At 55.5% G+C, this 18,953-nt stretch carries 14 protein-coding genes and 6 pseudogenes; 12 read left to right on the top strand and 8 right to left on the bottom strand.

Translation table 11 applies throughout. The features are described 5' to 3' along the window. The first annotated feature begins 219 nt into the window (after window positions 1-219). From efeU to V6582_RS20995, 8 genes and pseudogenes are all read left to right on the top strand, one after another. Window positions 220-1,062 (top strand): iron uptake transporter permease EfeU, encoded by an 843-nt coding sequence (gene efeU / locus V6582_RS21030; RefSeq protein WP_156634560.1) that lies wholly within the window; start codon window positions 220-222, stop codon window positions 1,060-1,062. A 14-nt stretch (window positions 1,063-1,076) separates the two neighbouring features. Then, window positions 1,077-2,267, top strand: a complete 1,191-nt coding sequence (gene efeO, locus V6582_RS21025; protein ID WP_156634551.1) for an iron uptake system protein EfeO — start codon at window positions 1,077-1,079, stop codon at window positions 2,265-2,267. Further along, the gene (gene efeB, locus V6582_RS21020; protein ID WP_156634552.1) at window positions 2,267-3,589 is read left to right on the top strand and encodes an iron uptake transporter deferrochelatase/peroxidase subunit; all 1,323 of its coding nucleotides are present in this window, start codon (window positions 2,267-2,269) and stop codon (window positions 3,587-3,589) included. Before efeO (V6582_RS21025) ends, efeB begins: the two co-directional genes overlap by 1 nt. 35 nt (window positions 3,590-3,624) lie before the next feature. Continuing rightward, window positions 3,625-4,449 (top strand): iron uptake system protein EfeO, encoded by an 825-nt coding sequence (efeO, locus tag V6582_RS21015; RefSeq protein ID WP_349508979.1) that lies wholly within the window; start codon window positions 3,625-3,627, stop codon window positions 4,447-4,449. 228 nt (window positions 4,450-4,677) lie between these two features. Beyond that, window positions 4,678-5,130: pseudogene (locus tag V6582_RS21010) on the top strand (IS110 family transposase); the annotation flags it as partial. Between the two features lie 78 nt (window positions 5,131-5,208). Next, the gene (locus V6582_RS21005) at window positions 5,209-6,207 is read left to right on the top strand and encodes an IS5 family transposase (protein ID WP_156634554.1); all 999 of its coding nucleotides are present in this window, start codon (window positions 5,209-5,211) and stop codon (window positions 6,205-6,207) included. Between the two features lie 52 nt (window positions 6,208-6,259). Continuing rightward, window positions 6,260-6,433 (top strand): annotated as a pseudogene (locus V6582_RS21000) (response regulator transcription factor); the annotation flags it as partial. A 151-nt stretch (window positions 6,434-6,584) separates the two neighbouring features. Then, window positions 6,585-6,791: a hypothetical protein gene (locus V6582_RS20995; protein WP_156634555.1), complete on the top strand. Its 207-nt coding sequence runs from the start codon at window positions 6,585-6,587 to the stop codon at window positions 6,789-6,791. 185 nt (window positions 6,792-6,976) lie between these two features. On the opposite strand, the gene V6582_RS20990 is transcribed toward V6582_RS20995, so the two are convergent. From V6582_RS20990 to V6582_RS20970, 5 genes and pseudogenes are all read right to left on the bottom strand, one after another. Beyond that, a complete protein-coding gene (locus V6582_RS20990; protein ID WP_156634556.1) occupies window positions 6,977-9,112 on the bottom strand; it encodes a peptidase domain-containing ABC transporter in 2,136 nt (711 codons plus the stop codon). Next, a complete protein-coding gene (locus V6582_RS20985) occupies window positions 9,109-10,401 on the bottom strand; it encodes an HlyD family secretion protein (RefSeq protein ID WP_197434502.1) in 1,293 nt (430 codons plus the stop codon). The genes V6582_RS20990 and V6582_RS20985 overlap by 4 nt, the downstream gene beginning before the upstream one ends. A 419-nt stretch (window positions 10,402-10,820) precedes the next feature. After that, window positions 10,821-11,258: a DUF6615 family protein gene (locus tag V6582_RS20980; protein WP_349508978.1), complete on the bottom strand. Its 438-nt coding sequence runs from the start codon at window positions 11,256-11,258 to the stop codon at window positions 10,821-10,823. Window positions 11,259-11,301: 43 nt separating this feature from the next. Beyond that, window positions 11,302-11,478, bottom strand: a pseudogene (locus V6582_RS20975) (IS6 family transposase); the annotation flags it as partial. 245 nt (window positions 11,479-11,723) lie between these two features. Further along, a complete protein-coding gene (locus tag V6582_RS20970; protein ID WP_234889863.1) occupies window positions 11,724-12,524 on the bottom strand; it encodes an SDR family NAD(P)-dependent oxidoreductase in 801 nt (266 codons plus the stop codon). Between the two features lie 187 nt (window positions 12,525-12,711). On the opposite strand from V6582_RS20970, the pseudogene V6582_RS20965 reads away from it, so the two are divergent. Beyond that, window positions 12,712-12,942: pseudogene (locus V6582_RS20965) on the top strand (hypothetical protein); the annotation flags it as partial. A 314-nt stretch (window positions 12,943-13,256) separates the two neighbouring features. Here the strand turns inward: V6582_RS20965 and V6582_RS20960 are convergent. Both V6582_RS20960 and V6582_RS20955 read right to left on the bottom strand, forming a co-directional pair. Next, entirely contained in the window at window positions 13,257-14,282 is a 1,026-nt protein-coding gene (locus V6582_RS20960) for an IS110 family transposase (RefSeq protein ID WP_070149668.1), read from the bottom strand. A gap of 484 nt (window positions 14,283-14,766) precedes the next feature. Then, entirely contained in the window at window positions 14,767-14,943 is a 177-nt protein-coding gene (locus V6582_RS20955; RefSeq protein ID WP_156634929.1) for a DUF3606 domain-containing protein, read from the bottom strand. A 415-nt stretch (window positions 14,944-15,358) separates the two neighbouring features. Between V6582_RS20955 and V6582_RS20950 the strand changes: the two are divergent. After that, window positions 15,359-15,607 (top strand): annotated as a pseudogene (locus V6582_RS20950) (IS110 family transposase); the annotation flags it as partial. 219 nt (window positions 15,608-15,826) lie between these two features. Next, on the top strand, window positions 15,827-17,404 hold the full coding sequence (locus tag V6582_RS20945) for a Fic family protein (protein ID WP_337739424.1): 1,578 nt from the start codon (window positions 15,827-15,829) through the stop codon (window positions 17,402-17,404). 64 nt (window positions 17,405-17,468) lie between these two features. Here V6582_RS20945 and V6582_RS20940 read toward each other — a convergent pair. Further along, window positions 17,469-17,894: pseudogene (locus V6582_RS20940) on the bottom strand (cupin domain-containing protein); the annotation flags it as partial. A gap of 64 nt (window positions 17,895-17,958) precedes the next feature. Here V6582_RS20940 and V6582_RS20935 point away from each other — a divergent pair. Then, window positions 17,959-18,909, top strand: a complete 951-nt coding sequence (locus tag V6582_RS20935; protein ID WP_349508977.1) for an IS481 family transposase — start codon at window positions 17,959-17,961, stop codon at window positions 18,907-18,909. Window positions 18,910-18,953 lie beyond the last annotated feature (44 nt).

Raw genomic sequence — 18,953 nt, 5'->3', positions numbered from 1 at the left:
CGGAGCGGCAAATTCCATGCCTATGGTCGACATGCGGTTAAGCCCGAAAATTTGCGAGAAGCCCTCTCGTACGGAACCTAATTGATGCAACACGGCTGCCGCGATCACATGACGGTGAACATAAGTAACGCCATTGAAGTTTGCCACAAAGTTGACTTTGTTAGTCCTATTTGCTGGCCCAACGCTTTCTCCTCCCATAGCAACATTAAAGACACTGACATGCTTGCACCGTTTCTCATCATGTTTCGCGAGGGCGTCGAAGCGGCGTTGATCGTGGGGATAATTGCAAGCTATCTTAAACAGACCGGACGCGGCATGTGGATGCCTGTTGTATGGATCGGCATCCTGCTCGCAATCGCGGTTTCGCTGTTCGTTGGTGCCGGACTGCAGGTCGTCAGCGCCGAGTTTCCGCAGAAAGCGCAAGAGCTGTTCGAGGCCGTGATTGGCATGGTCGCCGTCATCGTGTTGACATCGATGGTGTTTTGGATGCGCAAGGCGGCCCGCTCCATCAAGGCAGAGCTTCATCACTCCATCGATGAAGCATTAGCCTCGCATTCCGGCGGTTTCGGGCTTGCCACCATGGCATTTTTGGCTGTGGTGCGCGAAGGCTTGGAATCGGTCTTCTTCCTTCTTGCCACATTCCAGCAGTCAGACAGCGGGCTCGCCCCACTTGGAGCGCTTTTGGGCGTTGTTCTCGCCGTTCTCGTCGGGTGCGGCATCTATGTGGGCGGCCTGAAGCTCAATCTGCGCCATTTCTTCCGCTGGACGGGCGTCTTCATCCTTATCGTTGCGGCAGGCATTCTGGCCAATGCGGTCAAGGCCTTGCATGAAGCCGGCTTGTGGAACCATCTTCAGTCCGTCGTCTTCGATCTGAGCGACCGACTGCCGCTCGACAGTCCTCTTGGTTCAGTCCTGGGCGGTATTCTCGGCTATATCGATGCGCCGACAATCAGCGAAGTGACGGTCTATGTCGTCTTTTTGACGACCACCCTGTTCCTTTTCCTCGCGCCGTATCCACCCGCGCCAGAAGTCCAAACTTCTCATTCCGCGCGCAAAATCTGAAAAGACCTATCTCAATGAATGGCATTCCCTCCAAGGATATCCTTCCGCGCAAGCTCTTGGCTGCTGGCATCGGGATATCTGCCGTCCTGGTGCTCGTTTCGGGCACGGCGTTCTACTATGCCTCGCGTTATTCGCACGCCGTAAGGAAGACCACCGCAGGCGGCGCGGTAACGGTGACGATTGCTGGCAAAAGCTGCAATCCGAACGAACTGACTGTGCCGGCTGGCCGCACCGTTTTCGAGATCGTCAACACGTCGGATCGCGCTGTCGAATGGGAAATCCTTGATGGCGTCATGGTTCTGGAAGAGCGTGAAAACATCGCCCCCGGCTTCACCCAGAGCCTGACGGCGATGCTGGAGCCCGGCACTTACCAGATCACCTGCGGCCTGCTGTCAAACCCGCGTGGCACCCTGCATGTTACGGCCGCGGCCAGCGGAGCTCAAGCCGCCGCCCAGCCCTCGATGAAGGCCTTCATCGGCGCGATGGCGGAATACAAGGTGTACCTTGCCAGCGAGACCGATGGTTTCGTGACCGCTGCGAATGACCTTGCGGAAGCCATCAAGGCTGCAGACCTGGCAAAGGTTCGCTCGCTCTACGAGCCCGCACGCATCGTCTATGCCCATCTCTTGCCGATTGCCGGCCAGATTTCCGATCTCGACAGGACGATCGAAGCGCGTGCTGATTATTTCGAGAAGAAAGAGCAGGATCCCGCCTTTGTTGGGCTGCACAGGATCGAGTTTGGCCTGTTCTCGAACAACAGTCTCGAAGAAATGGCACCGGTGGCAAACAAGCTTGCCGCTAACGCGCAGGCCCTGGCGGATCGCATCCATGACCTTCGTATCACGCCAGCCCAAATGATATCAGGGGCTGCCGCTGCGATGGACCGTTTCGCCACGGCCGGGCCTGGGCTTGATGAAGACCGCTACGCCCATAGCGATCTTGCCTCTTTCGATGCGGCGCTATCAGGCGTGCAGAAGGTGGCCGATCTTATCAAACCAATCGCCGCCAAGACGGCCCCCTCGCTGACAGAGCAGGTCGATAAGAACATCACCTCCCTTCAGATGACGCTTCGAAAGCACCGCAGCACTGAAGGCTATGTGCGCTATTCCACTCTTACCGAAGACGACAAGTCCGACCTGAAGAAGCAGGCCGCAGCTCTTGCCGCCGACCTCGGCAAGCTTCTCCAAAATCTGAGATTAAGCTGATGACACACCAGAACAAGACAAAAGACGATAATATCCTTGTTTCGCCTGAGCGCCGCTGCCTGCTGATCGGCGCAGGCATGGGCGCGGCGGGCGTTATTGCCGGTGCGAGAGGCGCATCGGCATCTGACAACATGATGCCAAGCGCAGTGACCAATGCGCCAGAAAGCGACAAGCTGGAGGAGAGCCAGCCTTTCTATGCCATGCACCAGTCAGGCATTGTCACGCCGCGTCCGGCGGCAGGCCTCGTCGTTGCCTTCGACGTGTTGGCCCAGAACCGCGCAGACCTTGAGCGGCTTTTCCGCACCCTGACGGAGCGCGCTGCTTTCCTGATGAAGGGTGGGCCGGTTCCACAGCTCGCCCCCAAATTTCCGCCAGCCGATTCCGGCATCCTTGGCCCCGTCGTTACCCCGGACAATCTGACAATTACCGTTTCGATCGGCAATTCCCTGTTCGACGATCGCTTTGGTTTGAAAGATGCCAAGCCGAAGCGTCTGCAGCCTATGAAAGATTTCCCGAACGACGCATTGCAGCACGAGCTTTGCCACGGCGATATCCTGATCCAGTTCTGCTCGAACACGCAGGACACCAATATCCATGCGCTGCGGGACGTCATCAAAAATATGCCGGACCTCATGATGGTGCGGTGGAAACAGGAAGGCAGCGTCCCGGTGCAACCGCCGCATTCGGAAAAGGCGAAGGAAAGTGCCCGCAATTTCCTCGGCTTCCGAGACGGCAGCGCCAACCCGGATTCCGGCAATTCCGGGCTCATGGACAGGATCGTCTGGGTGCAGCAGGACAGCGACGAACCCGCCTGGGCCGCCCATGGCAGCTATCAGGCAGTGCGCATCATCCGCAATTTTGTCGAGCGTTGGGATCGCACGCCCTTGCAAGAGCAAGAGACGATCATCGGCCGCCAGAAGGACAGCGGCGCACCATTCGGCGGCAGGGTCGAGGCCGACATTCCTGACTATGCCAACGATCCAGATGGCAAGGTCACGCCGCTGACGTCGCATATTCGGCTCGCCAACGCGCGCGATAAAGAGGCTGAGGCACATCTCATCCTGCGTCGACCATTCAATTATTCCAATGGCGTCAGCAAGGCAGGGCAGCTGGAAATGGGCCTTCTCTTCATCGCCTATCAGGCCGATCTCGAGAAGGGGTTCATTCACGTTCAAAACAAGCTCAATGGCGAGCCGCTTGAGGAATATCTCAAGCCGATCGGCGGCGGTTATTTTTTCGTTCTGCCTGGCGTCAAGGACAAACAGGATTTTCTCGGGCGTGGTCTTCTCGAAGCAACCGGCCCCGTGAATGTACGCGGTTGACCCGCATTTCTCCAACCCAAGGAACAAGCCTCATGATACGTCGCACTTCGCTTCTGTCCACGGTCTTCGCAACGGTCCTTCTGGCCAGCACGGGCCTCGCCCAGGCCAAGGTCGCCCCTGAAGATCTCGTCCAGCCGATCGCTGATTACAAAATTTATGTCGAGAAAAATCTTGCCACGCTGGCCAAGGACACCAAGGCCTTTACCGATGCGGTCAAGGCTGGCGACCTGGAAAAGGCCAAGATGCTGTATGCCCCGACGCGTGTGACCTATGAAAAGATCGAGCCGGTCGCCGAGCTATTCTCCGATCTCGACGCCGCTATCGACTCGCGCGCCGATGATCATGAGCAGAAAGAGAAGTCTGCCGACTTTATAGGCTTCCACCGGATCGAATATAGCCTGTTTCACGAGAATTCGGCCAAGGATCTCGGCGCACTCGCCGACAAGCTTTATGCAGACGTGACGGAATTGCAAACGCGCGTGAAGGGCCTGACCTTCCCGCCGGAAAAAGTCGTAGGCGGTGCTGCCGCGCTGATCGAAGAAGTGGCAGCGACTAAGATCACGGGTGAGGAAGATCGCTACAGCCATACCGACCTTTATGACTTCCAGGGCAATGTCGACGGTGCCAAGAAGATTGTTGATCTCCTCACGCCGCTGATCAAGCAGGAGGATCCGGCTCTGCTGAAGAAGATCGATGAGAATTTTACAACGGTCGACGGCATCCTTGCCAAATACAAGAGAAAGGACGGTTTTGAGACCTACGACAAGCTTACTGACGCCGACCGCAAGGCTCTTGCCGGCCCAGTCACGACGCTTGCCGAAGACCTATCCAAGCTCCGTGGCACGCTCGGACTGAACTAGATCTCTCGCTGCGGCGGGCGACGTCGGTTCGTTGGCGAGAAAAAGCCTTAGAGAAAGGAAAAAGGAAGCTTTTCGGAGATTTCGCTTTCTCCGGAAATGCTTCGTTTCATGTCGATTTCAGGGGGTGGTGTTGTCATGTTAAGTTTTTAACTGTTGGTTATGGGATGGCCCGCCCTTCCGAGGGCATCGAGTATGATGTCCTTTTCTTGAAGAGAAAGGAGCAGAGCCATGCAGATTTCTATCTTGGGCATCGACATCGGGAAAAACAGCTGCAGCGTTGTTGGGGTAGATGACCGCGGCGCTGTATTTGTCCGCCGGACGATGCGGCGACAGACATTGATTGAATTCGTTGAGAAGCTACCAACCTGCGTTATCGAGATGGAGGCCTGCTGTGGTGCTCACCATCTTGGCCGGCTCTTTGCCGCTAGAGGCCATGAGGTTCGGCTGATGTCGCCGGAATACATCCGCCCATATGTAAAGGCGCAGAAGAATGATGACAAAGATGCCGAGGGCATTGCCGAGGCGGCATCACGACCGCCGATGCGGTCTGTCGAACTGAAGAACCAGGAGCAGTTGGATGTCCAGACGTTGCATCGGGGTCGATCACGGCTGGTTGCGGAGCGAACGACCTTGATCAATCAGCTGCGTGCCGTTCTTCTTGAGAGAGGTGTCATATTCGCCGCGGCGTTGGTGCGGGGATCAAATTTCAACATTTTGCATCTATGGGGCCGGGATCGAAAATAGGTTGATTGATCCAGCATGCCGCACAAACATAACGCCTCCCGTCGCCATCGCATCGGTAAGATGAAGTTCAAAGTGACGAACTGGGCGGAGTATGAGGCGGGCCTTCGCCGCCGTGGCAGCTTTACATTTTGGATAACTCCCGATGCGCTGGCGGGCTGGGCTGCTCCACGTCGCAGGACGCGTGGTGGCCAGCCTCTCTATTCGGATCTGGCGATCGAAACTACTCTGATGCTGGGCATGGTGTTTGGGCTGCGTTTGCGCCAGAGCAAAGGCCTGCTGAGTTCGGTGCTGGACATGATGGGATTGGATCTGCCTGTGCCCGATCACACCACGCTAAGCCGACGGGCCAGAACCTGGAAGCCATCAGGCAGAGGCAACGACCGGCCGCATGTGGCGGACGGACCCATTCATGTTGTGGTCGACAGTACTGGGCTCAAGGTCTATGGCGCCGGCCAATGGCTCGAGGAGAAGCATGGCGTAAAGTCCCGCCGCAACTGGCGAAAACTGCACCTGGCTATTGATACCGATAGTGGCGAGATTATTGCCCATAGCCTGACAGATCAAGAAACTGGAGATGCCTCGCAACTGGAACCTTTGCTGGATCAGATCAACAATGAGATTGATCAGTTCACTGCCGATGGAGCCTATGATGGTGCTCCCACCTATGACGTTGTCCTGCGTCACAGCCCAGGAGCAAGGGTAGTCATTCCACCGCGCTCGAATGCGGTTGAAAAGCCCAACGCCCAGGCGTTCTGCCAGAGACACGACCACATCGCATCCGTGCAGATAGACGGCCGGCTTAAATGGCAGGCATCTACCGGCTATGGCAAACGAGCATTGGTTGAAACCGCGATGGGTCGATATAAAGGCGTCATTGGACAGCGTTTGCGCGCTCGGTCATTCCTCGCTCAACAGACCGAAGCTGCGATCGGCGTCGCCATTCTTAACCGAATGCTCGCCTGCGGACGACCGAAATCCGTTCGTTGCCGAGCCTCGGCAGGAGCAGCCAAATAAGCGGACCCATCAAAGAACGAGATCCGCTGATTAGCTGAGCCGCGCACCAACGTCAGCTGGCAAGACAAACAAGGAAATTGCGGTGATCTTGTCAATATCTCCCTTCATGGTTCGAATCCACGTGTCAGCGATGGGGCGCGCGCTTGGCGTTTCGTCACGCTCTGCAGCAGTGACCAAGGGCATCAGTGAAGGCTTGATCAATGTATATGACAAGCAGTTGGAGTGATGGGCATTCTACCAGCACCTCCATCAGTTGCCTGTCGCGACTAGTACAGCTGTTCTAATTGCGCCTTATGCACTTCTATTGTTTATTTTTTTGCGGGTGGCCATGTGCCTTTCAGGCTGTCCGCTTCAATGTTATCAAAAGAGGAAATAACATGGAACATTTGATGGTTTCGCAGGAAGATTCGTATTCGACCCTGCGCGAGTTAACTGATACCGAGCTTGATAACGTCAGTGGCGGCTTGTCTTTCGAAGCTGCGGGATACAAGTTCGAACACACGGGCATCGCAGGCGGCGGATCGATGACCACAATCACCAAGGGCGGCAGCTACGTTTATTATGACGTGTGCTGGCCAAAATGATGGCTTGGGGAGATCGACTTCCGTGATAGTTGCGACGGATTTGTAGATCACCCGATCAAAGTTCATCTTATGAGTCTTCAGAAGCGGCCGAGCCTTTTGCAGAAAGGGCTCGGCCGCACAATTAGTGAATGCGTACCATCTTTTTGATCGAAAATTCACGAGCTCGGCAAACGTCTTGCTGTTTTTCAGAGGGCAGAAGTTGGCTTTTCTGATCTGCCGACTCGCATTAGCATATCGGCAACAGCAAGAGACGAGGGCCTATGAGCCACAATAACGCGTGTTATGGGCAGATGCTTGATGGCCTGGTTCACGCGCTCTTCATTCTCCTCATCCAGATGGCTTGTCGCTTCATCGAGAAAAAGGATCTTGGGCTTGCGATACAGCGCCCTGGCGAGCACGATTCTCTGCCTCTGCCCTCCTGACAAAGCACTTCCCATATCGCCGACTACGCTGTCGTATCCCATTGGCATGCGCATGATATCGGCATGAATAGCGGCAACCTCCGCGCAGAATTGCACATGCCTGACGTCAACTTCACCTGCAAAACCTGCAATATTCTCGGCAATGGATCCCGCAAATAGCCGGTCTTCCTGGAGTACAAAGCCAACATGATCGCGGAAATTTGCAAGCCCCAGTGCGGCGATGGACTGGCCGGAGAATGATACCTCGCCGCGCGTTGGTTTTATCAGTCCACCCATGATTTTAAGCAGTGTCGATTTTCCTGCGCCAGAAGGCCCTGCGATTCCTAAACATGCCCCTGCGGGAATATCCAGATCTATCCCGGACAGGACCTCCGGCTCGTTCTCCGAATATCGGAAGGCAATGTCCCGCAACGCCAACGACCCATATGCAGCAGCGGTCCTATCGACGCTTACAATAGGTGCCGGATAGGTTTGCTCGTCGGTAGTCAAGGCAATATCCGCAATTCTCTCTCCGTGCAGAGACATCATGCGTAGAGAAATTGCTGTGTCGAGGAAGCTATTGATCCTGTCGGCAAACTGATCTTTGTATGTCAAGAAAGCGACGAACATCCCGACGGAAAGGGTTCCCCCGAGAATGGCATGGCCTCCCAGGTAAATCATGAGGATTCGATCCGCTCCGAAAAGGGCTTGCGCTGCCGCCTGAAAAACAAGGTTGAATCTCTCGGTCTCTATGTTTGCGCTGACGCGTTCGACAAGATAGTTCGTCCAAAGGGAGCGGCGTTGCTTCTCAAGACCGAGTGCTTTGAGGCTTGCCGCCCCGCGCACGGTCTCAATGAAGTGAGACTGTTCTTTAGCTTCATGGATAATCGCCTCGTCGGACAAGGCACGATATCGGGGGTAGGTGAGCGAACGCAAGACGGCATAGAGGCAGACGGAGGCGATCGCGACGAATACGAGGCTACCACCGTAAATGATCATCATCGCAACGAGCGCAATCGACATCAGGCCATCCACCATGGCGAAAACCGCCTTGTTGGTAACGGTTCTCTGGATTTCATCCAGGGACCCGAACCGGGACACAATATCCCCCACATGGCGTTTCTCGAAGAAATCGAGAGGAAGCTGCATCAATTTGTCGAACAGCCCGACCTTCCACTGAAGGGTAATGCTCGACCCGACGCCAAGGGCTGTCCTTGACCTGATAAATCCAAGAAAGACCTTCATAAACAGAAGAGCAGAAAGGCCGATGGCTATCAGAGCCAGAAGGTCGTAATCTGACGTCACGACAACCTGGTCTAAAACGAGCTGGAAGCCGATCGGCATCGCAATCGTCACTGTTTCGAGAAGGAGGGAATGCGCGAGGATCGCTAGGACGACTCTGCCGAGACCCTGCGTTCTTGAGACCATTCTCCAAACGCTCACTGCGTCTTTTTCCGTCTTCTCGAATTTTTCTGTCGGCCAGGCCTCAAGCGCAACACCAGTAAAGTGCTTTGACGCCTCGCTGATCTTGATGACGCGCCGACCGTGGCCTGGATCATGAAGGACGAGACTGCGCCGACCGACCTTGGTTAAAAGCACGAAGTGGTTATGATCCCAGTGAAGAATACAAGGCAACCGTAGCTTCGAGAGTGCACTTAGCTCCGCTCGTAGCGCTCGGGTGGCGAGCCCAAGCGCCGCGCCCATCGTTACAAGATTGCGAATTGTGACGCCTTTGAGGGAAGTCGGAAATTTGCGCCGAATTGCTGGCAAATCGATCTGATAGCCATAATGACCAGCAAGCATCGCCATGCACGCAAGACCGCATTCGGTTGCTTCAGCTTGTATGATGATCGGCGGCTGTGATCGCATTCCGCTGGACATTTTTGAGCTGAGAAGGGACAGGACTGGCGGGACATTCATCGGACTAATCCGTCCGTGGAAGTTGCGCGTCCCAAACTGTAAAGCGGATCCAATATCCACTGATAGAGTGGGCGCGCGTCAGCCAAGATGCTTGCCTCCAATTTCATTCCAGGTTGTATCGAGACCAATTTTCCGTATGCAAGTACCGCTGGTTGGTCGGGGTGAACGGTGACGCGGTACATATGTTCACGCTGGCCGGCTTCTGGTGTTCCCAGGCCGGAGACCTGCATTTCTTCTCCCGACAGCGTCGTACCAGAGATTGCGGCGACCACCCCGCGGTATTGTCCAAATTTCTGATAAGGGAACGAATCATAGCGCATGAGAACGCGTTGCCCCTCCTTGACGAAGCCGATGGCACTGCTGGGGACGAGCAACTGCGCTGATAGCGGATCGCCTTCGGGCAGAACCGAAAGAAGCGGCGCGCCACTGGAAACCGTCTGACCAACGTGGCCGATTAGCGCAGTTACAGTGCCATCTCTCGGCGCAGTGAGAGTGATTTCCCATTTTGCTTCGCTCTCAGAAAGCCGTTGTTCGACGTCGATGATTTCCTGCTTCATTTTGCTTAGCTCGGACGCGGCGTTGAGATCGAAAGAGGCTAGCTGGGACAAAGTGTCTTGTAAGCGCGTCTCGATTTCGGCTCGATCACGCATCAATTGTTTTATCTGTGCCTGCTGTGACATGACGTTCTGCAGGCGTGGTTCGTAATCAGAATCCTTGGCAAAGCCGCGTTTTAAATTGGCCTTCTGCTTGTCGGCCATTGCCTTCAACAGATCAACATGTTCCGACGCCAGGGCAATCTGGTCGTCAATCAGCCTTCCCTCGGCTTCGACACTCTGGCGAACGTGTTCTAGTCCGGCCTTTTTTTCTCGGTTGATCGCATCCTGCCTGCCGAGGTCAGCGCGTAAAACTCCTCTCTTCTCTCTCAATAAAGCGATCACAGCTTCTTCGGTGGATCCACTCGACGCCGTGATATCGAGGCGAAGAGTGTACAACGGTTGACCGAGAAAGACTTTGTCTCCGTCGTTAACCCATTGCTTGCTGATCCATCCGTTCTGGGGTGAAGCAATGCGGCTGATTCCAGTCAAAGGCATCATGATCCCCTCAACCCGGACTCGCCGTGCGTAGTGCCCGAATGTTATCATCAAGACAGCGGCGGCAACGAGCAACAGCGACACCACCGCACTCAATTGAAACGGTAAGCTCTGAATGACAACCGGTCTACCCATCCAACCGAGAGACTGAGCTTCACGAACTTCTGGACGGAAGAGATGTGGAGGTTCGTGTTTCAAGGTCGGCTCCTGGCGGTTGGGAGCCTGAAGTGCGATGCTCCGTAAGGTCGTAACCATCGCGGACGCCGTTACTCTTATCCGCGGCTTGGCGTCCTGCTGCGGCTTTCATTAATATGAGTGCATCATTTATCGCAAAACACACCGCAATGTAATTAGTACAGTTGTGTTATGGCGGCGGTCTAGAGAAGGCTTTCCCCATTCAAGGTCTACAAAAGCAGCATAGCTCACCCCAATCTCGCAGGCACGTGCCTATGGGTGGAATTTCTAGAGGATCATTCGAAGAGTCAATCGCTAACTGTTTGTATTGTCGCAAGATTTGAGAAGACTGGCTCGATCTCTTTGCTCCTGCATGACCTTAGGGCAGAGACCCTATCCCGTTCATGAAGTTCGCCGGCGGCGCAAGAGCGCCGCCATTTACCTCACCCTTGCGGGGCTTCGGGATTGTTGGTGATTTTCGGCGTCCGATCATCCGTCGTTCGCCCTGAAATAAAAGTGATCGTCGGAACGTCCACGTCATGTTGCCTAACGCGGATCGAAGGACCGTCCGGCAAGCGACGACCAACATCGCTGCTGACGACAAGGCTGCTCGGCTCCACGAGGCGACGGATGACCGCATCCCGATGATCCTTGCCTACGGCGCTAGCCTCCTCCCCACGATACAACTCTCTCAAGGATTTCTGCACGAAATCCGGTGGCGGAACGCCTTCCTCCTTCCAGCTACCGGGCGGGCACAGGATTGCTTCGATCCCAAAAAAGTGCTTCGGCAGATGGCTCAGCCGCTTGTGATCCAACCTTTTCTTCGGCGCTGAAGCCAGCTTCAGCTCCAGCTCAGCGGCGATGTCACTGGCAAAGGCCAGAATTTACGCCCAACCCAAAACGTAGGCAACTGCAAGCCAGTTAACGTGACAACACCAGACGAACAGTTTCCCGGCCGACAATCACGCCACGCTCGGTCAGAATGTCTTCCACCTCGGCCGTGCTCAGGGCAAACCGATGGTAGATCCAAACCAAGTAGGCAATAATTTCACTCGGAAAACCAACCTCCTTCAGACGGGGAAATGAGCTGGGTACCTTCATTCGTCTCGCTACCCGAAATGCTGGGGTCAAACAACCTGGCAATACCAGCTACACTATGCCGGTGAGAGTCGCACTATCACGCCAAAGCTCCTGTGCTCGTCCCTCGTCATACGATTCAACCGAAGACGGAATTTCGCGCATGCCCTCGAAATATCTTCCGTTCGTTGCGGCAAGCGCCGGGTCCACGATCAGTCTCGCCAGCGCCGAGCCGGACTCCTCGGGCGTGTGGATGTTCTTCACCAGGATCAATCGCAACAATGGGAGCAATCTTGGAAGGATGGCATGCCATGCAAAGCGCGCGATCGCGGGATAGTCGCGGGCAAGCCCGGTTCCCGGCATAATCCGGGATCGAAGGCGTTGACCGTGATGCCCACAGGCAGCAGTGGCGCGAGGCCATAGGTGAAATAGACGTTGGCAAGCTTAGTGGTCGAATAGCGCCGACCACGGTCCGCCCCGGCGTCGTCATTTGCCGCTTCCGGACCGAGTTCGCCTTTGGCCAGCGCAGCTGGCGTGTTCCAGGCAGGCACGGGCACACCGGCGCTGGCCGGCACCTTCGCCAGCTCCGCTGGATCATGCACGCCGCTGGCCACGACGGCGATGCGACCCGGCTTCTCCATCAGCGGCAAGAGCAGGTTGACAAGCAAATAATGCCCCAGATGACCGACACCGAAAGTCGTCTCGAAACCATCGACTGTGAACGTCTTTGCACCTTGCACAGCGGCATTGCAGACGAGGCCATGAAGCGGAGGCAAACTCGCCGTTTTTAATGTGCCGTCCAGCTTCGCCGCAAAGGCACGGATCGATGCAAGGGATGCGAGATCAAGATCCATCGCTTGGACCTTCGCGCCGGGCGCCGCGAATTCACGCAACGCTTCAACAGCGCTTTGCGCACGTACCGGATCGCGGCAGGCAATAACGACGTGCCACGGCGGAGACGCCGCAAGCAACGCGCTGGCGCAGGCATAACCCAGACCGGAATTGCCCCCGGTGACTATAACGGTCTGCAACGGCGGAGCGCGGTCCGAGCTATTACCATTCACCATCATCAAAAGTGCCCCCAATGCCAGGCGCCATCGAGCGAACGCTTCGCCTCCTAAATAGTGCGGCATATATTTTATTCAATCTTCAGATGTACGATCCGCCTATTAAACTTGTTGAACTGCTCTCGCTCGGCCGAGCGGAAGTCGCTGGAGCATCATGCGGTAAAGGGGCTCTACAACGCTAAGCGGCCGTGAGGTGGCCGCCAACTCGGACAGTATCTCCGAGGGCGAACTGGTTTAGCTCCGCGATGGCAGTAAAGATGACACGAAGGGTCTGACCGAAGATGGAATCGACGACCTTCAAAATCTCCTTTCCAACATACGGGCGTGCGACGGTAGAATACGTCAGTTCCTCGATGGCGAACAATGCGATACCGATACGATCGAGCGTGTCATGGCCGATGAGGCAAAGCGCATCCCATAGTCGTCCGCTCGACCAGACGAAAATGCGTTCGCCGGACGTGTGTGGACGCTCCCTCGAATGCAAGCAAAATCTTCACTCAGTCTTGAACGTTGTTCGGGTGCTGACGTGTGTCCGGCCTCTCGTTGCGACCGTAGTACGTCGCGGGCCCATATGGGAGTTCGCAGATCAGGTCCAACACGCTCACGCGCACTCGAGGTGCCGTCCGGCAGAACTGGTTTTCCTAATCCCGTCTCTTGACCGTTTGTCCATATCCTTCGTTCGACCTGCCTACACTCGCAATGGCGGATTAGAAATCCTCTCCGCCAGAGCTGATCTTATGCTGCGATCCTCTTTTCCTCGTAGCGGCCTCCGTTTGTCATAAGCGCCCAGGCAATACGCCCCATACGGTTGGCGAGTGCAACGGTGATCAGCATCGGCGGCTTTTTGCCGATCATGCGCGACAACCAGGACCCTTCAACCGCCCCGCGCCTTGACGCCCAGCGAACAACGGCTGATGCCCCTATGATCAACAGTCGTCGAAGATCTCGCTGCCCCATCTTCGAGGTCTTGCCGAGCCGTGGCTTGCCGCCAGACGAATGCTGCCGCGGTGTCAAACCCATCCACGCGGAGAAATCTCGACCTCGTGTAAATGTCTCAACTGGCGGCGCTAAGGCTTCGAGCGCCGTTGCGATGACAGGGCCAATTCCGGGAATGCTCATGAGCCGCTTGGCAACATCATCATGCCGAGCCCTCCGACCAATCTCCAGATCAAGTTCCCGAACCTTATCAATGAGTGCCCGCAGCGTCAAAACCAGTGCCAAACAGGGTGCGCGTGCTGCCTCCGTCAAGCTTGAGCTATCATCTTCAACGTGATTGATCAGAACTCCGACATGTGAGGGCCCTTGTGGAACGGTAATTCCAAACTCTGCCATTAGACCACGCAGCGCATTGATAATCTGGGTCTTTTGCCGCACGAGAAGGTCACGTACTTTGAATACCGTCGCCGCAGCCTGCTTCTCCTCACTTTTGACTGCGACGAAACGCATAGTTGGTCGCATAGCCGCCTCGCAGATAGCTTCCGCATCGGCTGCATCGTTCTTCTGGCGCTTGACGAACGGCTTGACGTAAATGGGCGCAATCAGCTTCACTCGATGCCCAAGTTTGGCAATCTCGCGGCCCCAATGGTGGCTTCCGGCACATGCTTCCATCGCCACAACGCAAGGATCGACCTCCGATAGGAAGGAAAGCAACTTCTTGCTCGAAATCTTCCGCCGAAAAAGCACCGAGCCGTCTACGCTGGCCGCATGGATTTGAATTATGCTTTTGGCCAAATCCAAGCCGATTATGCTAACCTTTTCCATGGACGCTCTCCTTTGTAATGGTTTCCAACACAACCATTCTGGCACGAAGATGCCGTTGAGTGGGAGCGTCCACCCCATCGCTCACGCTGATCTGAAGCGAAAGCGATAGGATCGTAACGCCGCAATATAGCGCCGCCTTCGCGGCGGCGCTCCCCAATGCTAGGTTCGAGATCATCCCTCGCGCCGTTCGCGTGACGCAGACTGAGCGACCCTAGGCAACGTTCACATTCATCGACGCCTTCATCGCGTAGATTGAGCGGTCGCCCGTAGACGGCGACAGTTTTGATGGGGTCCCCTGCGCGGCGTCGCTCCATCAGCCACTCGCCTTTCCGCAGCTAAATCAGGGCTGCCGAGGCCGCTGTCCTTCGTCACCATCAACGAAACTTCGGCACGCTGCACATCGCGCAATGCTGTCTGCCTTGTTTCGTCTGTCTCGCGACCGTCGAGCGGACGGGTATCTGCTACCGTGCCGAGGAGACCGCTGTCATTCATTCTTGAGCTTCTCTTCGACATCGGTCCGGCTGTTCCCGACAGACTTTACAGCCTCCTTGACCTCTGACTGGGACACGCCCTCCTTCTTCGCCTCGTAGCTCACTTCGTGATCCTGTCCTGCCGCGACACGAGCCCTGTCTTGATTGCGTCCGCGAGTTGTGGTTACCATTTCGAACCTCCTGGTTGGTTTGCGGAAATAACTCACTCGGATTCTTGAAGTTCCTTCGCCACCTGCCGCACCGTCAGGGCTGTGCTCGATAAGAAGTGGTTGGCGTCCTCGACATGTTTGGTCCGATATCCATCCTCCCGAAGGAGACGCTCGACGTATCGGAGCTCAAATCGAAATGCTCAGCCTGTGTTACCGGACCGTGTTCTCAGCTCGTGCTGTAATTGTTCAGATGTCGTACCTGTCCACGTTCGAAAGCATGATAGAATGATAGAACGAGTGCGGCTCCAAGTATCCGAGGAGAAACGAAATCTCTGGGATAGCAGCGACGTGAACTGATGGGGTGATGCCCCCTCCGGCCGGCATCGAAGTATGATGCCTGCCCAGCGCCATGGTGGCGCTCACGGAGGAAAGGCAGATGACGCAGGTGCATATCCTTGCGATCGACCTCGCGAAGCGGAGCTTCCAAGTCTGTGGAACTGATCGCGGCGGGGCAGTTCTATTCAACCGGCTTCTCTCGCGAACCCGATTACAGCAACTTTTGAACGAGCAGTCGCCGTGCATCGTCACTATGGAGGCCTGTGCCACCAGCTATTTCTGGGGCCGCTTTGCTCAAGGCTGTGGTCATAATGTACGGCTAATTCCACCGATCTACGTAAAGCCGTTTAACGTGACAACACCCACTTTTGCGTCTTGAAGCAGGCTGCTTAGCTCGACACGAAATGCTGTGATGACTCACGACACCAAAGACGCGTTATGACTCATCATCAAAAACGTTTATTAAATCATCACCTTGAACGCGTATTGATTCAACGTTAAAAACGCGCATATAAACGACATCAAAAACGTGTAATGATGCAAGCATTGCCTTATGAGACGCGGCATTGTGAGTTCGCGCAAGAACAACGAGGTCGTGAGAACCAAAATGGCTACACCAAATGAAAAGTTGGCTGACGCCCTGCAAGCCCTCAAAACATTGCAGGATGGCGGGCGTCGAATATTCAAGTCCGACGAGTTCAGCCGACTACACCGAGAGCGCCTTACACGGAGCGGATTTCTCCAAGAAGTCATCCGCGGCTGGCAAATGTCAACGGCACCCCAGTCCCAAGACGGCGACACAACCCTTTGGTACGCTTCATTCTGGGAGTTCTGCTCCCTCTACTGCAACGACCGCTTTGGACGGGAATGGCATCTGTCACCGGAACAATCGATGCTACTCCACGCAGAAGCAACTGCGATTCCGCCCCAGGTGATCGTCAACAGTCCAAAGGCAACGGGCAACAATTTATCACTGCTTTTTGGCACATCCATCTACGATCTCAAGACCAAGCAAATGCCACCGCGCGAGGATCTCATCGAGAAAAACGGATTGAGGTTCTATACTGCGGACGCCGCCCTGGTAAAAGTTGCTGAAGCGTTTTTCCAAAGATCACCTATCGAAGCCCAGATCGTGCTGAAATCCATGCGCGATGTGTCGGGTGTCCTCGGTCGATTACTCGACGGAGGGCATTCGGCCGTGGCAGGCCGCCTGGCCGGGGCATTTCGGCGCATAGGAAAAGGCGAGTTCGCCGACGATATCTTGAAAACGATGAAAGGCGCGATGTACGACGTTAGAGAGACCGACCCGTTCGATCAAAACCAGCAAGTCTCCACCTTAGCTGTCGGTGGATCTCCCATTGTGGCGCGCCTCAATGCTATATGGGAAAGCCAGCGTCAGGCGGTCCTCGATGTTTTTCCTGCTGCACCCGGACTTCCCTCGGACACAGTCGCTTTCATGAAATCGGTCGAGGACATATACAAGAACGACGCATACCATTCACTTTCGATCGAAGGCTACAGCGTTACTCCGGAACTCATTGATCGCGTGCGCGCTGGTACGTGGGATCCGGATGTGGATCAGCAGGATAGGCAAAACCGGGACGCCCTGGCAGCACGCGGTTATTGGCAGGCATTTCAGAGCGTGAAGGAATCTGTTACTGAGATTCTCCGCGGTGCACCGGCAGGAGCCGTTATCCGTAAACAACATAGGGATTGGTACCGCGAACTGTTCGGCCCGTCGGTCGCCGCAGGTATTCTGAAACCCAGCGCCCTCGCGGGCTATCGAAACCACCCTGTATATCTCCGCGGATCATGGCATGTACCACCGCGTTCCGAAGCAGTTCCGGATGGAATGGAGACCCTGTTCGATCTACTGGAGAAGGAAAGCGAGCCAGCGGTTAGGGCAGTCCTTGGCCACTGGTTGATAGGCTATGTTCATCCCTACCCTGACGGCAACGGACGGATGGCGCGCTTCCTGATGAACGCCATGTTCGCCTCGGGTGGGTTTCCATGGGCAGTGGTTAGGGTTGAGGATCGGTCAACTTATTTGGCCGGCCTTGGACAGGCGAGCGTCCACATGAACGTCAAACCGTTCGCGGAATTCATCGCTGAGCGCACCTCTTGGTCGATGAGTAAGGCACTCTAAAATCATCGATCGCCTTGAACGGATTCCAACCTTCAACCCGTCTTTTATAAGACAGCGATTTTGTCTAACTCATTGAATTTTCAATTTCAGGCAGGCTAGTACAATCCGACCTGTACGAATCCGGATGGCGGTTGACTTCCTTGTAGAGCAGGTAGCGGAAGCGTCCCGGGCCGCCGACATAACAGGCCTGAGGACAGAACGAGCGGAGCCACATATAGTCGCCGGCCTCGACCTCAACCCAGTCCTCGTTCAAGCGATAGACGGCCTTTCCCTCCAGCACGTAGAGCCCATGCTCCATGATATGCGTTTCCATGAAGGGAATGATGGCGCCCGGCTCGAAGGTGACGATGTTGAGGTGCATGTCGTAGCGCACATCGGCCGGATCGATGAAGCGGGTCGTCGCCCATCGGCCCTCGGTATCGGGCATGGGGTGCATCTCGCAAGCGTCTTCATAGGTGAAGATGGCCGGCGGCGGTTGCAGGCCATCCACCACCTAGGTGTTTGATCCCGGACTTTAATGGTGCATTATTTTCCCTCGAATGGAAGGAAGCACTATGGGCCAGGTTCTACACGGTCGCGCCACAACGACAGAGGCAATCCGTCGAGCAATACAAAATAGTCAAGAGAGCCTGAGAGCGCTCTCAAAGCGGTATGGGATCAACCCGAAGACCGTTGCCAAGTGGAAGAAGCGCACATCGGTTGCCGATTTGGCGACCGGGCCGAAGGAACCGCATTCGACAGTCTTGAGCCTTGAGGAGGAGGCCGTGATTGTCGCCTTCCGCAGGCACACGCTTCTACCTTTGGATGATTGCCTTTATGCCCTTCAGCCAACAATCCCGCATCTGACGCGCTCGTCCTTACATCGATGCCTACAGCGCCATGACATTTCACGACTGCCGGAAGTCGAGGGCGACAAGGAGCCAAAAAAGAAGTTCAAGAGTTACCCCATTGGCTACTTTCACATCGATATCGCTGAAGTCCAGACCGCTGAGGGCAAGCTCTATCTGTTTGTGGCCATTGATAGAACGTCCAAGTTTGCCTTCGTCGAGCTTTACGCCAAAGCCGGAAAGATGAATGCAGCCCAATTCCTGCGCAATCTGGTCAAGGCTGTGCCCTATGCCATCCATACGGTTCTGACGGACAACGGCATTCAGTTCACCAATCGGGCCTGCGATCTCTACGCCTTCCATCACATCTTCGACCGGGTCTGTGACGAGAAGAATATCGAACACCGGCTGACAAAGGTGAAGCATCCTTGGACCAATGGGCAGGTCGAGCGAATGAACCGGACGATCAAGGAAGCGACCGTCAAGCGTTTCTACTACGACAATCACGACCAACTCAAAAGGCATCTCGCCGACTTCATTGATGCCTATAATTTCGGGCGAAGGCTCAAGACCCTAAAAGGCCTCACGCCCTACGAATTCATTTGTAAACGATGGACTTTGGTGCCGGATCGTTTCATCATTGATCCGATCCATCAAATGCCGGGACTAAACATCTAGGCCTCATGTTCGGGGCGCTCGCCGCCTCACCTCCACGGTAATCC

Origin of the sequence: Agrobacterium vitis (assembly GCF_037039395.1) — a bacterium.
GTDB lineage: Bacteria > Pseudomonadota > Alphaproteobacteria > Rhizobiales > Rhizobiaceae > Allorhizobium > Allorhizobium vitis_E.
Note: the sequence above shows the minus strand (reverse complement) of the source record. Positions and strands in the feature narration are given on the sequence as shown.